We start from the raw sequence: 15,890 nt of genomic DNA, 5'->3' as shown, positions 1-15,890 counted from the left end.
TCGGAGCGGCTGCTGTGGACTCCGCCGCCGCGGCACGCGCTAGCGCGCTCGGCTTCGACCATCTCGCGAGCAATCATGGGTCGCCATGGCCGAAGAGTGGGTTGAAGGTGTTGGCGAATGTCGACCTGGCGGAATTGCCGTCCGACGATCCGCTGGTCGAGGCACATCCCGATTGGTTCGCCGTCCGACCCTCTGCGGATCCGGCTCGCGCGATCGATCCGCGTCACCTCGTCCAACTGCAAGGGCGGGCCGTCGCACGCTTCTATGCCGCATGCGACGGATTCGGAGCGTATTGGCGCGATCGGCTGGTGCAGCTCGCCTCGCAAGGCGTGTGCGGGTTCAGGCTCCGCCAGCCGGGACGCGTGCCGCCGGCGCTGCTGCGTCAGTTGATTGCCGAACTGCGGTCGAACGCGCCGTCCATCGTCTTCGTCGCCGACATCGCGGGGCTCGCGCGCGAGGCGCTCGCCGGACTGGCGGGATGCGGTTTCGACTATTGCCTGTCGTCGCTCGCGTGGTGGGATTTTCGCGCGGCTTGGCTGGAGGAGGAGTATCAGGCGGCGTCGCGCATCGCGCCGGTCTTGGCGCGGGTCGGCGTGGAGGGGATCCCGGCTGGACTCCGCGAGCGGCGGGCACGCTATGCCGTGGCCGCCGTGGCGGGTTCGGGCATCTGGATGCCGGCCGAATTCGCGACCGACGAAGACATCGACGATTGCATCGGAGCGACGAATGCGCTCGTGGCATCCGATCCGGTCATTGCGGCGCGTGGCATGCTGGCGCGTCACGGCAACGCCCTGGTCCGCACGGCGGAGCCCGATGCCCGCCTCGCGCGCAGCGCGCTGATCGCGCTCGTCAATCCCGGCGACACCGTATCGCCGGCTCCGATCGCGCTCGAGGACTGGGATATCCCGCCGGCGACGGTGCTGGCGCCGCATGAGGTTCGCCTTTTGCGCGTCGATCGCCGCGCTCCGCTCCGCGCCGTGCCGCCAAAGCTCGGCGCGGAAGAGCCCAGGATCGTCATCGCCGACGTCACGCCCGCCTTGGGCGATGGTCGATTTACCGTCAAGCGGATCGTGGGCGACGCAGTGGTGGTCGAGGCGGACATATTCGCCGACGGTCATCCCCTGATCGCGGCGGAGCTCGTCCATGGCGAACGGCGCATTGCGATGCAGCCCATCGGAAACGATCGCTGGCGCGCATCGCTCCTGCTCGACCGCGTCGGACGTCATGACGTCTTCATCGAGGCCTGGATCGATCGCTATGGCGGCTTCGTGCGCGATCTTGCCCGGAAGCAGGAGGCCGGCCGCGATATCGCGCTCGACGTCCGCGAAGGCGACGCGATGGTGCGCGAGGTGCTCGGCGTGTCCGCCGGCGATCCCGCGATATTGCTGGCGCCGGAAACGATCGAAGCGATGCATCGGCTGGAGGACCGGCGCTTCCTCAGCCGCAGTCCGAGCTATCCGATAGACGCCGACCGCGCCGGTGCCGGCTTCGCAAGCTGGTACGAGCTGTTTCCGCGCTCGCTGACGGACGACCCTGGGCGACATGGCACGTTCCGCGACGTGATCGCGAGACTGCCCGCCATCCGCGCCATGGGGTTCGACGTGCTCTATATGCCGCCGATCCATCCGATCGGGCGGACCAACCGCAAGGGCCGCAACAACACCCTGCGGCCGGGGCCGGGCGATCCCGGCAGCGTCTACGCGATCGGCGCGGCGGAGGGCGGCCACGACGCGGTTCATCCCCAGCTCGGGACGCTCGACGATTTCCGCGCCCTGATCGCCGCGGCGCGCGCGGAGGGGCTGGAGATCGCGCTCGACTTCGCGGTGCAGTGCTCGCCGGATCATCCCTGGCTCGAGGAGCATCCCGGCTGGTTCGATTGGCGCGCGGACGGTTCGATCAAATATGCCGAGAACCCGCCCAAGCTTTACGAGGACATCGTCAATGTCGACTTCTACGCCAAGGACGCGGTTCCCGGCCTTTGGACCGCGCTGCGCGACATCGTCGGATTCTGGGCGGGGGAGGGCGTGCGCATCTTCCGGGTCGATAACCCGCACACCAAGCCGTTCGCGTTCTGGCAATGGCTGATCGCGAGCGTCCGGGCAAGCGACCCGGACGTGATCTTCCTCGCCGAAGCGTTCACGCGACCGAAGGTCATGTATCACCTGGCGAGGATCGGCTTCACCCAGTCCTACACCTACTTCACTTGGCGCAACACCAAGGACGAGCTCACGGAATATCTTCGCGAGCTTAACGCGGCGCCGGCGCGCGATCTCTTCCGCCCGCACTTCTTCGTCAACACGCCGGACATCGATCCCTATTTCCTGCAGACCTCGGGCCGCCCCGGCTTCCTCATCCGCGCTGCGCTGGCGGCCACGCTGTCGGGCCTGTGGGGCATCTACTCGGGCTTCGAACTCTGCGAAGCCGCCGCATTGCCGGGGCGCGAGGAATATCTCGACTCGGAGAAATACGAGATCAAGCCGCGCACCTGGAACGCGCCGGGGAACATCGTCGCGGAGATCGGGGTCCTCAACCGGCTGCGCAAGGCGCATCCTGCGCTGCAGACGCATCTGGGCGTCACGTTCTACAACGCCTTCAATCCGAACGTCCTCTATTACGGCAAGCACGTCCCCGGCGAGACCATCCTCGTCGCCGTCAGCCTCGATCCGCACGCCCCGCAGGACTGCGATTTCGAGATTCCGCTTTGGGAATGGGGACTGCCGGACGGCGGAGCGCTGTTCGTCGAAGACTTGCTCAGCGGCCGCCATTTCACCTGGCGCGGCAAGCTCCAGCATCTACGCCTGGAGCCGGACGCGCCGTATCGTCTGTGGCGCGTCTGCCCGGCGGAGGACCAGCGATGAACGTCCGCGAAGATCTGCATCTCCCCCGCGATGCCGAGACGATCCAGGAGGAGCGCGCGCACGATCCGCTCTGGTACAAGGACGCGGTCATCTACCAGCTCCACGTCAAATCGTTCGCCGATGCCAACAATGACGGCGTGGGCGATTTCGCGGGCCTGATCGGCAAGCTCGACTATCTGGCCGAGCTCGGCGTCACCGCGATCTGGCTGCTGCCGTTCTATCCCTCGCCGCGGCGCGACGACGGCTACGACATCGCCGATTATCGCGGCGTCCATCCCGACTATGGCACGATCGACGACGTGCGTCGCTTCATCGAACTGGCGCATGCCAAGGGCATGCGCATCATCACCGAACTGGTGCTGAACCACACCTCCGACCAGCACCCCTGGTTCCAGCGCGCCCGCAAGGCGCCGCCAGGCTCGCCGGAGCGCGATTTCTACGTCTGGTCGGATAGCGACAAGCGCTATGCGGGCACGCGCATCATTTTCCTGGACACCGAGAAGTCGAACTGGACCTGGGATGACGGGGCGCAGGCCTATTACTGGCACCGCTTCTATTCGCACCAGCCCGATCTCAATTTCGACAATCCCGCCGTGATCGCCGAAGCGCTTTCCGTGATGCGCTTCTGGCTCGACATCGGTGTCGACGGGCTGCGCCTCGACGCGGTGCCCTATCTGGTGGAGCGCGAAGGCACCAACAACGAGAACTTGCCGGAGACGCACGCCGTCTTGAAGCGCTTCCGCGCCGAGGTCGACGTCCATTATCCCGGCCGCATGCTGCTCGCCGAGGCCAACCAGTGGCCGGAGGACGTCCAGGCCTATTTCGGCGACGGCGACGAATGCCACATGCTGTTCCACTTCCCGCTGATGCCGCGGATGTACATGGCGATCGCGCAGGAAGACCGCTTCCCCATCATGGACATCATGCGCCAGACGCCGGATGCGCCTGCGAATTGCCAATGGGCGACCTTCCTGCGCAACCACGACGAGCTGACTCTGGAGATGGTCACCGACAAGGAGCGCGACTATCTCTGGAAGACCTATGCCGCCGACAAGCGGGCGCGCCTCAATCTCGGCATCCGGCGCCGGCTCGCGCCGCTGCTCGAACACGACAGGCGGCGCATCGAGCTGATGAACTCGCTGCTGCTCACCATCATGGGAACGCCGATCCTCTACTACGGCGACGAGATCGGCATGGGGGACAACATCCATCTGGGCGACCGCGACGGGGTGCGCACGCCCATGCAATGGTCGCCCGACCGCAATGGCGGCTTCTCGCGCGCCGATCCGGCGTCGCTGGTGCTGCCGCCGATCATGGACCCGATCTACGGCTTCGAAGCCGTGAACGTGGAGGCCCAGTGGCGCAGCCCCTATTCGCTGCTCAACTGGGTGCGCCGCATGCTGGTGGTGCGCGGCCGCTGGAAGGCGTTCGGCCGCGGCACGATCCGTTTCCTGCGGCCGCAGAACCGCAAGGTGCTCGTCTATCTGCGCGAGTTCGAGGGCGAGACCGTCCTCTGCGTCGCCAATGTGTCGCGTACGGCGCAGGCGGTCGAGCTCGATCTCGGCGAATTCGCCGGCCGCACGCCGGTCGAGCTGTCGGGCGAGGTGGCGTTCCCGAAGATCGGCCAGCTCACCTATCTGCTCACGCTCCAGCCTTTCGGGTTCTACTGGTTTTCGTTGAGCGCCGAGACCAACCAGCCGGCGTGGAGCACGGCCACGTCCGACAACATCGCGGAATATCACACCTTCATCATCCGCAACGGCTTGAACGACATCATCGACGGGCGGCAGCGCAATGTCCTGGAGAAGGAAGTGCTGCCGGCCTATGTCGCGCAGCGGCGTTGGTACCAAGCCAAGAGCACCGGCGTGCCCGCGGTCCGGATCGCGGACACGCGGGACTTCGACAAGGAGCTCCTCTTCGGCGTCCTCGACGTGAACGGCGAGCACTATGCGCTGCCGCTCGCGATCGCCTGGGAGGACGCGCCGTCGAACCCGTTCGAGGCGGCGCTCGCCCTGGGGCGCGTGCGGCGCGGCGCGAAGATCGGTCTTCTGACCGACGGTTTCGCGACGGCGAAGTTCGCGCGCGCCCTCCTGCGCGGGCTATCCGAGGGCTGCGGACCAGGCGCTCTCACCTGCAGCCGCGCGCCAGCCTTCGCCGATATCGCGCCGGACGCGGAGATCGAATGGCCGGGCGCCGAACAGAGCAACTCGACGCTGATCGTCGGCCGCCGCGCCGTGATAAAGCTGTTCCGCCGCCTCGTCGACGGCGTCCATCCCGAGGCGGAGATGGTGCGCGTGCTGACCGAACGCGGCTTCACCGGCATCGCTTCGCTCATGGGCGAGGTGCGCTACAAGGACGCTGCCGCCGCGGTGGTGCAGCGCTTCGTCGAGAACCAGGGCGATGCCTTTCAGTGGTCGCTGGAACAGGTCGGCCGCCTGATCGACGACAAGGCGGTGACTGACGGCGAGAGCGGCAACGATCTGGAAGCCTATCGCAATTTCATCGCGGTTGCCGGCCGCCGGCTGGGCGAGATGCACGAAGTGCTCGCGCAGCCTTCGGACGATCCCGATTTCGCGCCGGAGAAGGCCACCGCCGAAACGATCGCGTCCTGGCGGACGCGCCTGCGCGCGCAACTCGACGCCGCTTTTGCGCTGCGCGACCTCGGCGACCGCAAGGCGCTGGACGCGGCGGCGGAAGGAGCCTTGGCCGCAGGCGAAGGGTTGCCGCTCACGCGCATACATGGCGACCTGCATCTCGGCCAGGTCCTCGTGGCGGCGGGCGACGCGGTCATCATCGACTTCGAGGGCGAGCCGGCCAAGCCGCTGGCCGAGCGCCGCGCCAAGAACTCTCCTTTGCGCGATGTGGCCGGGATGCTGCGGTCCTTCGACTATGTCGGCGGCGTGGTCGCGCGCAACGACCGGCTGGTCAACACCAGCCAGAGCGCGGATCGCGCCAAGACGCTGCTCGCGGAATTCGGCCGCGTCGCGCGCGACGCCTTCCTGGAAGGCTATGCGAAAGGCCGCGGCCGTCCGCTGGACGCGCGCGAGGCGAAGCTGCTTGCCGTCTTCGCGCTCGAGAAGGCAGCTTACGAGATCGTGTATGAAGCCAACAACCGCCCGGATTGGATCGACCTTCCTGCGGCGGGCTTTACCGGACTGGCGGCGGCGCTATGAACATGCAGGACGGCCAGGAGATCGCCCAGGCGCTGATGGTGGCGGATGGGCGCCACCCCGATCCCTTCGCGTTCCTCGGTCCCCATGACGGCATCGTGCGCAGTTTCCAGCCGGGGGCCTTGCGTGTCGAGATCGTCTGCGGCGAGGACGTCGCGGCGCTCTTGCCGGTGGGAAGCACTGGCGTGTTCGTCGGCCGCGGCGTGCGGCCGTACAAGCTTCGCGTTCACTGGCAAGGCACGGTCCAGGAAGCGGAAGACCCTTATGCTTTTGCGCCGATCCTGGGCGATGTCGATCTGCATCTTTTCTCCGAAGGTTCGCATTGGGAGCTGTCGGAGCGCTTCGGCGCCGCGGTGGACGTGATCGACGGCGTGGAGGGCGTGCGCTTCGCGGTATGGGCGCCGAACGCGCGGCGCGTCTCGGTGGTCGGCGATTTCAACGGCTGGGACGGACGGCGCCATCCGATGCGGCTGCGGCACGGCGCCGGCGTGTGGGAGATCTTCGTGCCGCGCCTGATGGCGGGCGAGCGCTACAAATACGAGATCGCCGGCCCGGACGGCGCGCTGCTCCCGCTCAAGGCGGATCCCCTGGCGCGTGCCACCGAGCATCCGCCTGCGAATGCGTCCGTCGTCGCCGCGCCCTGGCGCTTCCATTGGACGGACGGCGACTGGCTGGAGCGGCGCGCCGCCGCGCAGGCGCCGGAGGCGCCGATCTCGATCTACGAGGTCCATGCCGCGTCCTGGCTGCGGCCCGAGCATGGCGAGACGATGGATTGGCGCGGCTTGGCCGAGCATCTCATCCCTTATGTCACGTCGCTCGGCTTCACCCATGTCGAGCTGCTGCCGATCATGGAACATCCCTTCGGCGGCTCCTGGGGCTATCAGCCGTTGTCGCAATTCGCGCCGAGCGCGCGCTTCGGCACGGCGGAGGGGTTCGCGGGCTTTGTCGATGCCTGCCACCGCGCCGGCCTCGGCGTGATCCTCGACTGGGTGCCGGCGCATTTCCCCTCCGACGCGCACGGCCTTGCGCATTTCGACGGCACCGCGCTCTACGAGCACGCCGATCCGCGCGAGGGCTTCCACAAGGACTGGAACACCCTCATCTACAATCTCGGCCGCCGCGAGGTGCAGGGCTTTCTCACCGCGAGCGCGCTGTTCTGGCTCGAGCATTTCCATGTCGACGGCCTGCGCGTCGATGCGGTGGCGTCGATGCTCTACCGCGACTATTCGCGCAAGCCCGGCGAGTGGATCCCCAACCGCTACGGCGGGCGCGAGAATCTCGAGGCCGTCGACTTCCTCAAGCGCCTGAACGCGCTGGTGCGCGAGCGCCATCCCGGAGCGATCACGATCGCGGAAGAGTCGACGGCCTGGCCGGGCGTGACCGCGCCGGACGGGCTGGGCTTTTCCTACAAGTGGAACATGGGCTGGATGCACGATACGTTGTCGTACCTCTCTTACGAGCCGGTGCATCGCCGCTGGCATCACCACGACATGACCTTCGGCCTTGTCTATGCCTGGTCCGAGCGTTTCGTCCTGCCGCTCTCGCATGACGAGGTGGTCCACGGCAAAGGTTCGTTGTACGGCCGCGTGCCGGGCGATGTCTGGCAGAAGTTGGCGACGTTGCGTGCTTATTTCGCGTTCTTGTGGACGCATCCCGGACGCAAGCTGCTCTTCATGGGCGGCGAGATCGCAAGCCCGCGCGAATGGGATCACGACGGAGAGGTCGATTGGGACCTGCTCAAGGATGACGGACATGCCGGCGTCCAGCGCGTCGTCGGTGACCTGAACCGGATCTATGCGCGCGAACCCGCGCTCCACGCCCTGGACGGCGATCCGAAGGGCTTCCGCTGGGCCGTCGGCGACGACAGCGCGAACAGCGTCTTCGCCTATGAGCGCATCGCGCCCGATGGGCGCACGCTGCTCGTCGTCGTCAACATGACGCCGGTACCGCGCTACGATTACCGCATTCCCGTATCGCACGACGGCACGTGGCACGAGCTCCTCAACACGGACTCGCAGATCTACGGCGGCAGCAATGTCGGCAATGGCGGACAGGCCGAAGCCCGCGATGGCGCGTTGATACTCACCCTGCCGCCGCTCGCAACATTGGTACTTGGATGAAACTGGAACTTGGACTGCCTTACCCGCTCGGCGCCACCCATGACGGACGCGGCGTGAACTTCGCCGTCTTCTCGGCTCATGCCGCGAAGGTCGAGCTCTGCGTGTTCGACAAGGACGGCGGCGAGACGCGCATGTCGCTGCCCGGCCATATCGACGAGGTTTGGCACGGCTATCTTCCGGGCGCCGCGCCGGGGGTGGCCTACGGCTATCGCGTCCACGGTCCTTACGAGCCGGAGAACGGCCACCGCTTCAATCCCAACAAGCTTCTGCTCGATCCTTATGCCAAGGCGCTGTCCGGCGCAGTGAAGTGGGACGATACGCTGCTGGGCTATGCGCCCGGCGGCGAGGATGCCGATCTTACGTTCGATGAACGCGACAGCGCGGCCTTCATGCCGAAAGCCCTCGTGACGAAGGAAACATTCGACTGGGGCGACGACCGCCCGCCGCGCATCGGCTGGGCCGATACGGTGATCTATGAGGCCCATGTCAAAGGCCTGACCAAGCTGCTGGGCGCCGTGCCGGAAGCCGCGCGCGGGACCTATGCGGCGCTCGGAGCCGCGCCGGTGGTCGACCATCTGCGCCGGCTCGGCGTCACCGCGATCGAGCTACTGCCCATCCACGCCTTCGCGCAGGATCGCACTCTGGTCGAGAAAGGCTTGAGCAATTACTGGGGCTACAACACGCTCTCGTTCTTCACGCCGGAGCCGCGCTACGGCACGGCGGACGAGCTTCGCACCGCGATCCGCGCGCTGCACAAGGCCGGCATCGAGGTCATCCTCGACGTCGTCTACAACCACACTTGTGAGGGCAGCGAGCTCGGTCCGACGCTGTCCTGGCGCGGTTTCGATCACGCGAGCTATTACCGGCTGCCCGACGAAGACCGTCGCCGGACGGTGAACGACACCGGCACCGGCAACACCGTGAATATGTCCCATGCCCGCGTCGCGCAGATGGTGATGGATTCGCTGCGTTATTTCGTACAGTCGTTCCACGTCGACGGCTTTCGCTTTGATCTCGGCGCCACGCTCGGCCGCGAACATTCCGGCTTCGATCCCGGCTGCGGCTTCTTCGATGCGCTGCGCCAGGATCCGGCGCTCGCCGGCGTCAAGCTGATCTCGGAGCCGTGGGACATCGGACCCGGCGGCTATCAGCTCGGCAATCACCCGCCCGGCTTCTCGGAGTGGAACGACCGCTATCGCGATACGGTGCGCCGCTATTGGCGCGGCGACCCAGACCAGCGGCCCGATCTGGCGGAGCGGCTTTCCGGCTCCTCCGACTTCTTCGCGCTGCGCCGGCCGTCGGCGTCGATCAACTATATCGCCAGCCATGACGGTGCGCCGCTGGCGGATCTCACCCTGTACGAGGGCAAGCACAATGAGGCCAATGGGGAGGAGAACCGCGACGGCATATCGGACAATCTCTCGCGCAACTGGGGCGTGGAGGGGCCGAGCGACGATCCGCAGGTCAATGAGATGCGCGCGCGGATGCGCCGCTCGCTGCTCGCCACGCTGTTCTGGTCGCGCGGCGTGCCGATGCTGCTCGCCGGCGACGAGCTCGGCCGCACGCAGAAGGGCAACAACAACGCCTATTGCCAGGACGACGAGATCTCCTGGCTGGACTGGTCCGCGGCCGACGCGGCGCTGATCGCCTGGACGGCGCGCCTCATCGCGCTGCGCCGCGAATTCGCCGGCCTCCGCGAGGACCGCTTCCGCCATGGGCAGGAGATCGCGCCGGGCTTCCGCGATCTGGATTGGCTCGACGAGCGCGGCGAAATCCTGTCCGACGAGGATTGGCAGAATCCGGAAGGCCGCGCGCTCGTGATGCGCCGCACGTCGCGGCGCGCCGACGGCAAGGTCGAGATCATCGCGCTTCTGATGAACGGTTCGGAGGATGCGCTCGAATTCGCGCTGCCGGAGGCGTTTGACTGGCGCGTGGTCTTCGACGGCGCCGCGCCCGACCGCGAGCCGGGCGCATGCGGCGGGAAATCCTGCAAGGTCGAAAGTCATGCCTGTGTGATGGTCGCGGCGCTGCTGGAGACGCCGTCATGACACGCGTCCGGCTCTGGGCGCCGGCCTGTGCGCATGTCGATCTCGAACTCGCTGGACGGACGATACCGATGGCGCCGGCGTCGGACGGCTGGCATGAGACCGACGCACAGCTTTCGCCGGGCGCGCGCTATCGCTTCCGGATCGGCGATGCGACCGTGCCCGATCCAGCGTCGCGCTTGCAGGACGGCGAGTGGAGTGTCGTCACCGATCCCGGCGCCTATCGCTGGCGGGACGACGCGTGGCGCGGCCGGCCATGGGAGGAGACCGTCCTCTACGAGCTGCATGCCGGCCTGATGGGCGGGTTCACAGGCATCGAAGCGCATCTGCCCAGGCTCGCCGAGCTCGGCATCACCGCGGTCGAGCTGATGCCGATCGCGCATTTTCCGGGCACGCGCAATTGGGGCTATGACGGCGTGCTGCCCTATGCGCCCGCGCGGGCCTACGGCACTCCGGACGCGCTGAAGCAGATGATCGACCGCGCCCATGCGCTCGGCCTGATGGTGTTCCTCGACGTGGTCTACAACCATTTCGGACCGGACGGGAATTACCTGCCGGTCCATGCGCCGGATTTCTTCCGCGAGGATCGCCACACGCCCTGGGGTGCGGGCATCGACTTCCGCAAGGAACCGGTGCGGCGCTTCTTCATCGACAATGCGCTTTATTGGGTGCGCGAATTCCATATCGACGGGCTCAGGCTCGATGCCGTGCACGCCATCGGCGACGACGGTTTCATCGCGGAGCTGGCGCGCACCGTGCGTGCCGCGGCGCCCGGCCGCCATGTCCATGTCGTTGTCGAGAACGAGCGCAACGACGCGAAGCTGCTGGCCGAGGCCGGCATCGCGCAATGGAACGACGATTTCCATCACGCCGTCCATGTGCTGCTGACCGGGGAGAGCGAGGGATATTACAGCGCCTATGCGGCGGCGCCCGTGCAAGGTCTGGCGACCTCGCTCGCCGGCCGGTTCATCCAGGAGCGCAGCGGACCGGGTCCGCAGCTTCCTCCCACCGCCTTCGTGAATTTCCTGCAGAACCACGACCATGTCGGAAACCGCGCGTTCGGCGAGCGCTTGACGGTGCTGGCGGATGAGACGGCGCTGAAGGCCGCCATCGGCTTGCTGCTGCTTGCGCCGCCGATCCCGCTGCTCTTCTTCGGCGAGGAGACGGGCGCGCGCGATCCGTTCCTCTATTTCTGCGATCACGCGGACGGCAAGCTCGCCGATGCCGTGCGCGAAGGCCGCCGCGGCGAGTTCGCCAAATTCCCCGAATTCCGCGATCCCGCCAGGCGCGCGCAAATCCCCGATCCCAACGCGCCGGATACCTTCGAGCGTGCGCGGCCGCGCCTCGACGGTGGCACCGAATGGCACATGTTCTATAAGGATCTGCTCGAGCTGCGCCGCGCGCGGATCGTGCCGCGACTCAAGGGCTGTACGGCGGAAGGCGCCGAGGTCGTGGGACCGAAAGCGGTGCGCGCCGCCTGGCGCCTGGGCGACGGCGCGCGGCTGACCATCCTGGTCAATCTCGGCCGCGAGACGGTGTCCTGTCCGCTCCCATCCGCAACCCCCATCTGGGACAGCGCCGGAACGCGCTGCTGGATCGAGCCATGATGAGCGACGCCGCCCTGTACGACCGCGCGCGCAAGGCCGGCCTGGCACCGGATTGGATCGACGCGTCGGGGCATCCGAAGACCGTGTCCCCGGACACCCTGCGCACCGTGCTCGATGCCCTGGGCGGCTACGAGATGGGCGATGAGCAGCCAGGCAGCGCCGAGCAATGCTTTTCGCTTGGCGAAGCCGCGCCGGGGCGGCGCGTGGCGGGCCTGGCGGCCCAGCTCTACGCGCTGCGCGGCAGCGACGGCTTCGGCGATCTCGGCGCGCTGGCGCGCTTTGCCCGCGAGGCGGCGCCTCTCGGCATCGACGCGATCGCGGTCAGCCCGATCCATGCGCCGTTCCTCGCCGCGCTCGACGAGATCAGCCCCTATTCGCCGTCGAGCCGGCTGTTCCTCAATCCGCTCTACGCCGCGGAAGACGTGCCGGACGACGGACGCGACGGCCTGGTCGACTGGCCGGCGGCGGCGCGCGCGAAGCTCGCGCGGCTGCGCGTCGCTTTCGCACGCGCGCCATCGGCGCCAGCAGACGGGCGGCTGCGCGATCACGCCCGGTTCGAGGCGCTCGACGCGCATTTCCGCGAACAGGGCCTGTATCGCTGGCAGGACTGGCCGATCGCCTACCGCGATCCGCGTAGTGCCGCGGTCGAAACGTTCGCGCGCGAACATCGTGACGACGTCGAGTTCTACGTTTTTCTCCAGACGTTGACGGAACGCAGCCTGGCGGACGCGCAAGCCGCGGCGCGCGACGCGGGGATGCGCATCGGCCTGATCGCCGATATCGCCGTCGGCATGAGCCCGCATGGCAGCCACGCCTGGAGCGCGCCGGGCGATGTCCTGCGCGGCCTCACCATCGGCGCCCCGCCCGACATCTTCAATCCGCAGGGCCAGAACTGGGGCCTCACCGCGCTGTCGCCGGCGGCGCCGCGCGCGGCCTTTGCCGACACCTGGGACGCCGCGATGCGCCATGCCGGCGGCGTGCGGATCGACCATGCGATGGGCCTCAACCGGCTCTGGGTGATCCCCGACGGTGCCGGCCCGCAGGACGGCGTCTATCTGCACTATCCGATGCGGGCGCTGCTGGCGTTGCTGGCGGAGCACTCGCGGCGCCATCGCGCCATCGTGATCGGTGAAGACCTGGGCACGGTGCCGGACGGCTTTCGCGACGCGATGCGCGGCGCGGACATGCTGGGCATGGAGGTGCTGTGGTTCCAGCGCGAAGGCCGCCGCTTCCTTGCGCCGGAACGTTGGTCGGCGCGGGCCGCGGCGCTCTCCACCACGCACGACCTTCCCACCATCGCCGGCTGGTGGCGCGGCCGCGACATCGACTGGCTGGAGACGCTGGGCCGCAGATCCGAGCACGGCGACATCGCCGCGGAGCGCTGGGCACGCGGCGAGGATCGCGCCTATCTGTGGTCGGCGATCGGCCAGGGGCCGGAGCCGGCGCCGGAGGACACCGAGCGCGTCGTCGAGGCGGCGCTCGCCTTCGTCGGCCGCACGCCGTGCGAGATCGCGATCGTGCCCGTCGAAGACGTGGTGGGTGTGATCGAGCAGCCCAATATTCCGGGCACGATCGACGAGCACCCCAACTGGCGCCGCCGCCTGCCGCCCGGCGACACGCTGGCAGGTCCCGTGGCGCGCGCCAACCTCGCCGCGCTCCTGCGCGGTCGGTCGGCACCATGACCCCACGTGCGACCTATCGCATGCAGTTCCACAAGGGTTTCACCTTCGCGGACGCGGCGGCGCTTGCGCCCTATCTTGCCGCGCTCGGCATCAGCCACCTGTATTCGTCCCCGATCCTGGCCGCGCGCGCCGGCTCGATGCATGGCTATGATGTGATCGATCACGCGCGCATCAATCCCGAGCTCGGCGGCGAGGACGGCTTCCGCGCCCTGGCGGCGGCGCTCCGGGCGCACGATATCGGCATCGTCCTCGACATCGTGCCGAACCATATGGCGGTCGGCGGCGCTGATAACACCTGCTGGCTGGACTTGCTGGAGAAGGGGCGCGACAGCGTCTTCGCCAACATGTTCGACATCGACTGGGAGCCGGCGCAGCCAAACCTGCGCGACAAGGTCCTGGTGCCGCTGCTGGGCTCCAAGCCGCGCGACGCCATCGCGGCCGGCGAGATCACGCTGATCAAGGACGAGGCGCTCGGCAAATACGCTTTCGCCTATGCCGAGCATCGCTTTCCGCTGCGCAAGGAGGATTACGAGGAGGTCGAGGCCGATCTCGCCGCGGCCAACACGCCCGCGCGATTGAGCGAATTGCTGGAGCGGCAGAACTTCCGCCTCGCCTTCTGGCGCGATGCGGGCGAGCGCATCAACTGGCGGCGCTTCTTCGACATCACCGAGCTCGCGGCGCTGCGCGTCGAGGACGACGGTGTGTTCGAGATCATCCACGCCACGGTCTTCCGGCTCTATGGCGAGGGCCTGATTGATGGCGTGCGCGCCGATCATGTCGACGGCCTCACCGATCCGAAGGCCTATTGCCAGCGGCTGCGCGCGCGTCTCGATGCGCTCAATGCGCAGCGCGAGCGCAAGGATGCACCTTATATCGTGGTCGAGAAGATCCTGGCGCAGGATGAGAGCCTTCCCGGGGATTGGGGCGTCGACGGCACGACCGGCTACGACTTCATGGACCAGGTCTCGGCGCTGCAGCACGATGGCGCGAACGCCGAACGCTTTGCGGAGCTCTGGGCGGAGATTGGCGGGCGCTCGCCCGACTTCGCGCCGGAGGAACGCGCGGCGCGCCGCGAGGTGATGCGGCATGCCTTCGCCAATCAGCTGCGCGCGGCGGCCGCGGCCTTCCAGCTGCTGTCGCCCGCCATCGGCCAGGACGAATTCGAGACCGCGCTCGCGCATCTGCTGGAAAACTTCCACGCCTATCGCACCTATGCCGGAACGCCGAGTCCGTCCTTCGATGCGGCGTATGACGCGGCCAAGGCCGCCGTGCCGGGCAAGGCGCTCGACGCGATCGCGCAAGCCATGCGCGCCGGCGACGAGGCGGCGCGCGATGCGATGCGGCGCTTCAATCAGCTTGCCGCGCCGGTGGCGGCGAAGGCGGTCGAGGACACCGCTTTCTATCGCTACGGGCGGCTGCTCTCGCGCAACGACGTCGGTTTCGCGCCGGAGCGTTTCGCGATCTCCCCCGAAGACTTTCTAGGCAAGGCGGCCCGGCGCGGCCGGACGTTTCCCAACGCGATGCTGACGACCGCGACGCACGACCACAAGCGCGGCGAGGATGTGCGGGCGCGGCTGGCGGCGTTGAGCGAGATCCCCGATCTCTGGGAAGACGCGGTGCGCGCCTGGTTCGCGACGAACGCGCCGTTGCGGCCGCCCAAGGTGATGCCGGGCGACGAATACCAGCTTTATCAGACCCTGGTCGGCTCGTGGCCGATCGAGACCGAGCGCGTGCTGGCCTGGCGCGAGAAATCCCTGCGCGAGGCCAAGCTGCAGACCTCGTGGTTCGCGCCCGATGCGGCGTTCGAAGAGGAGAATGCCGCGTTCGTGCGCGCGATTCTCGATCCCGGCCATGGCTTCGTCCCGCGGCTTGCCGGCTTCGTCGCGAGGCTGGCGCCGGCCGGCCTATGCGACAGCCTCGTGCAATGCGCGCTGCGCTATACGCTGCCGGGCGTCCCCGATCTCTATCAGGGCACCGAGCTTTGGGATTTCAGCCTGGTCGATCCCGACAACCGCCGCCCCGTCGACTACGCGCGAAGAAACGAAATGGTCTCGAGCCCGGTCTCGTTGGACGCTTGGCAAACCGGCGCGCCAAAACTGGCGCTGATCCGGCGCCTGTTGGCCCTGCGCGGGGAGCGGCCGGAAGCTTTCGCGGCAGAGGTCGAGCCCGTGACGGCGCCCGAGCATGTCTTCGCCTTCCGGCGCGGGCCGCTTTTCGTCGCGGTGCCGCGTCTCTCGGCCGCTTCTTCCATGGAGCGCGGCATTCCTTTGCCTGCCATATCCGGCACCCTTCGAGCCGAAGGGCGCTGGCACAATGCGCTCGATCCCGCCTTGCCGCCCGTGCGCTCGCTCGATTGCGCCGAATTGTTCGACACCTTTCCCGTCGTGGTGCTGGTGGCGTGACGGCGC

At 67.8% G+C, this 15,890-nt stretch carries 7 protein-coding genes; all 7 read left to right on the top strand.

What is annotated here, in order from left to right:
- Positions 1-107 precede the first annotated feature (107 nt).
- The 7 genes from WDM91_06270 to treY are packed head-to-tail and all read left to right on the top strand — an operon-like array spanning position 108 to position 15,884.
- Positions 108-2,858 (top strand): alpha-1,4-glucan--maltose-1-phosphate maltosyltransferase, encoded by a 2,751-nt coding sequence (locus WDM91_06270; GenBank protein MEI9994179.1) that lies wholly within the window; start codon positions 108-110, stop codon positions 2,856-2,858.
- Entirely contained in the window at positions 2,855-6,031 is a 3,177-nt protein-coding gene (treS, locus tag WDM91_06265; GenBank protein ID MEI9994178.1) for a maltose alpha-D-glucosyltransferase, read from the top strand. Before WDM91_06270 ends, treS begins: the two co-directional genes overlap by 4 nt.
- A complete protein-coding gene (gene glgB, locus WDM91_06260) occupies positions 6,028-8,148 on the top strand; it encodes a 1,4-alpha-glucan branching protein GlgB (protein ID MEI9994177.1) in 2,121 nt (706 codons plus the stop codon). The genes treS and glgB overlap by 4 nt, the downstream gene beginning before the upstream one ends.
- On the top strand, positions 8,145-10,196 hold the full coding sequence (gene glgX / locus WDM91_06255) for a glycogen debranching protein GlgX (GenBank protein MEI9994176.1): 2,052 nt from the start codon (positions 8,145-8,147) through the stop codon (positions 10,194-10,196). The genes glgB and glgX overlap by 4 nt, the downstream gene beginning before the upstream one ends.
- Positions 10,193-11,800 (top strand): malto-oligosyltrehalose trehalohydrolase, encoded by a 1,608-nt coding sequence (treZ, locus tag WDM91_06250; protein MEI9994175.1) that lies wholly within the window; start codon positions 10,193-10,195, stop codon positions 11,798-11,800. Before glgX ends, treZ begins: the two co-directional genes overlap by 4 nt.
- Positions 11,800-13,482, top strand: coding sequence for a 4-alpha-glucanotransferase (locus WDM91_06245; GenBank protein ID MEI9994174.1), 1,683 nt, complete (start codon positions 11,800-11,802; stop codon positions 13,480-13,482). Before treZ ends, WDM91_06245 begins: the two co-directional genes overlap by 1 nt.
- Positions 13,479-15,884: a malto-oligosyltrehalose synthase gene (gene treY, locus WDM91_06240; protein MEI9994173.1), complete on the top strand. Its 2,406-nt coding sequence runs from the start codon at positions 13,479-13,481 to the stop codon at positions 15,882-15,884. The genes WDM91_06245 and treY overlap by 4 nt, the downstream gene beginning before the upstream one ends.
- Positions 15,885-15,890 lie beyond the last annotated feature (6 nt).

Source organism: Rhizomicrobium sp. (genome assembly GCA_037200385.1).
Lineage (GTDB): Bacteria > Pseudomonadota > Alphaproteobacteria > Micropepsales > Micropepsaceae > Rhizomicrobium.
Note: the sequence above shows the minus strand (reverse complement) of the source record. Positions and strands in the feature narration are given on the sequence as shown.

Bases quoted from the DNA above. Each gene is read 5' to 3' on its own strand.
- treS (MEI9994178.1), top strand. From the start codon at position 2,855: ATGAACGTCCGCGAAGATCTGCATCTCCCCCGCGATGCCGAGACGATC.
- glgB (MEI9994177.1), top strand. From the start codon at position 6,028: ATGAACATGCAGGACGGCCAGGAGATCGCCCAGGCGCTGATGGTGGCG.
- glgX (MEI9994176.1), top strand. From the start codon at position 8,145: ATGAAACTGGAACTTGGACTGCCTTACCCGCTCGGCGCCACCCATGAC.
- treZ (MEI9994175.1), top strand. From the start codon at position 10,193: ATGACACGCGTCCGGCTCTGGGCGCCGGCCTGTGCGCATGTCGATCTC.
- WDM91_06245 (MEI9994174.1), top strand. From the start codon at position 11,800: ATGAGCGACGCCGCCCTGTACGACCGCGCGCGCAAGGCCGGCCTGGCA.
- treY (MEI9994173.1), top strand. From the start codon at position 13,479: ATGACCCCACGTGCGACCTATCGCATGCAGTTCCACAAGGGTTTCACC.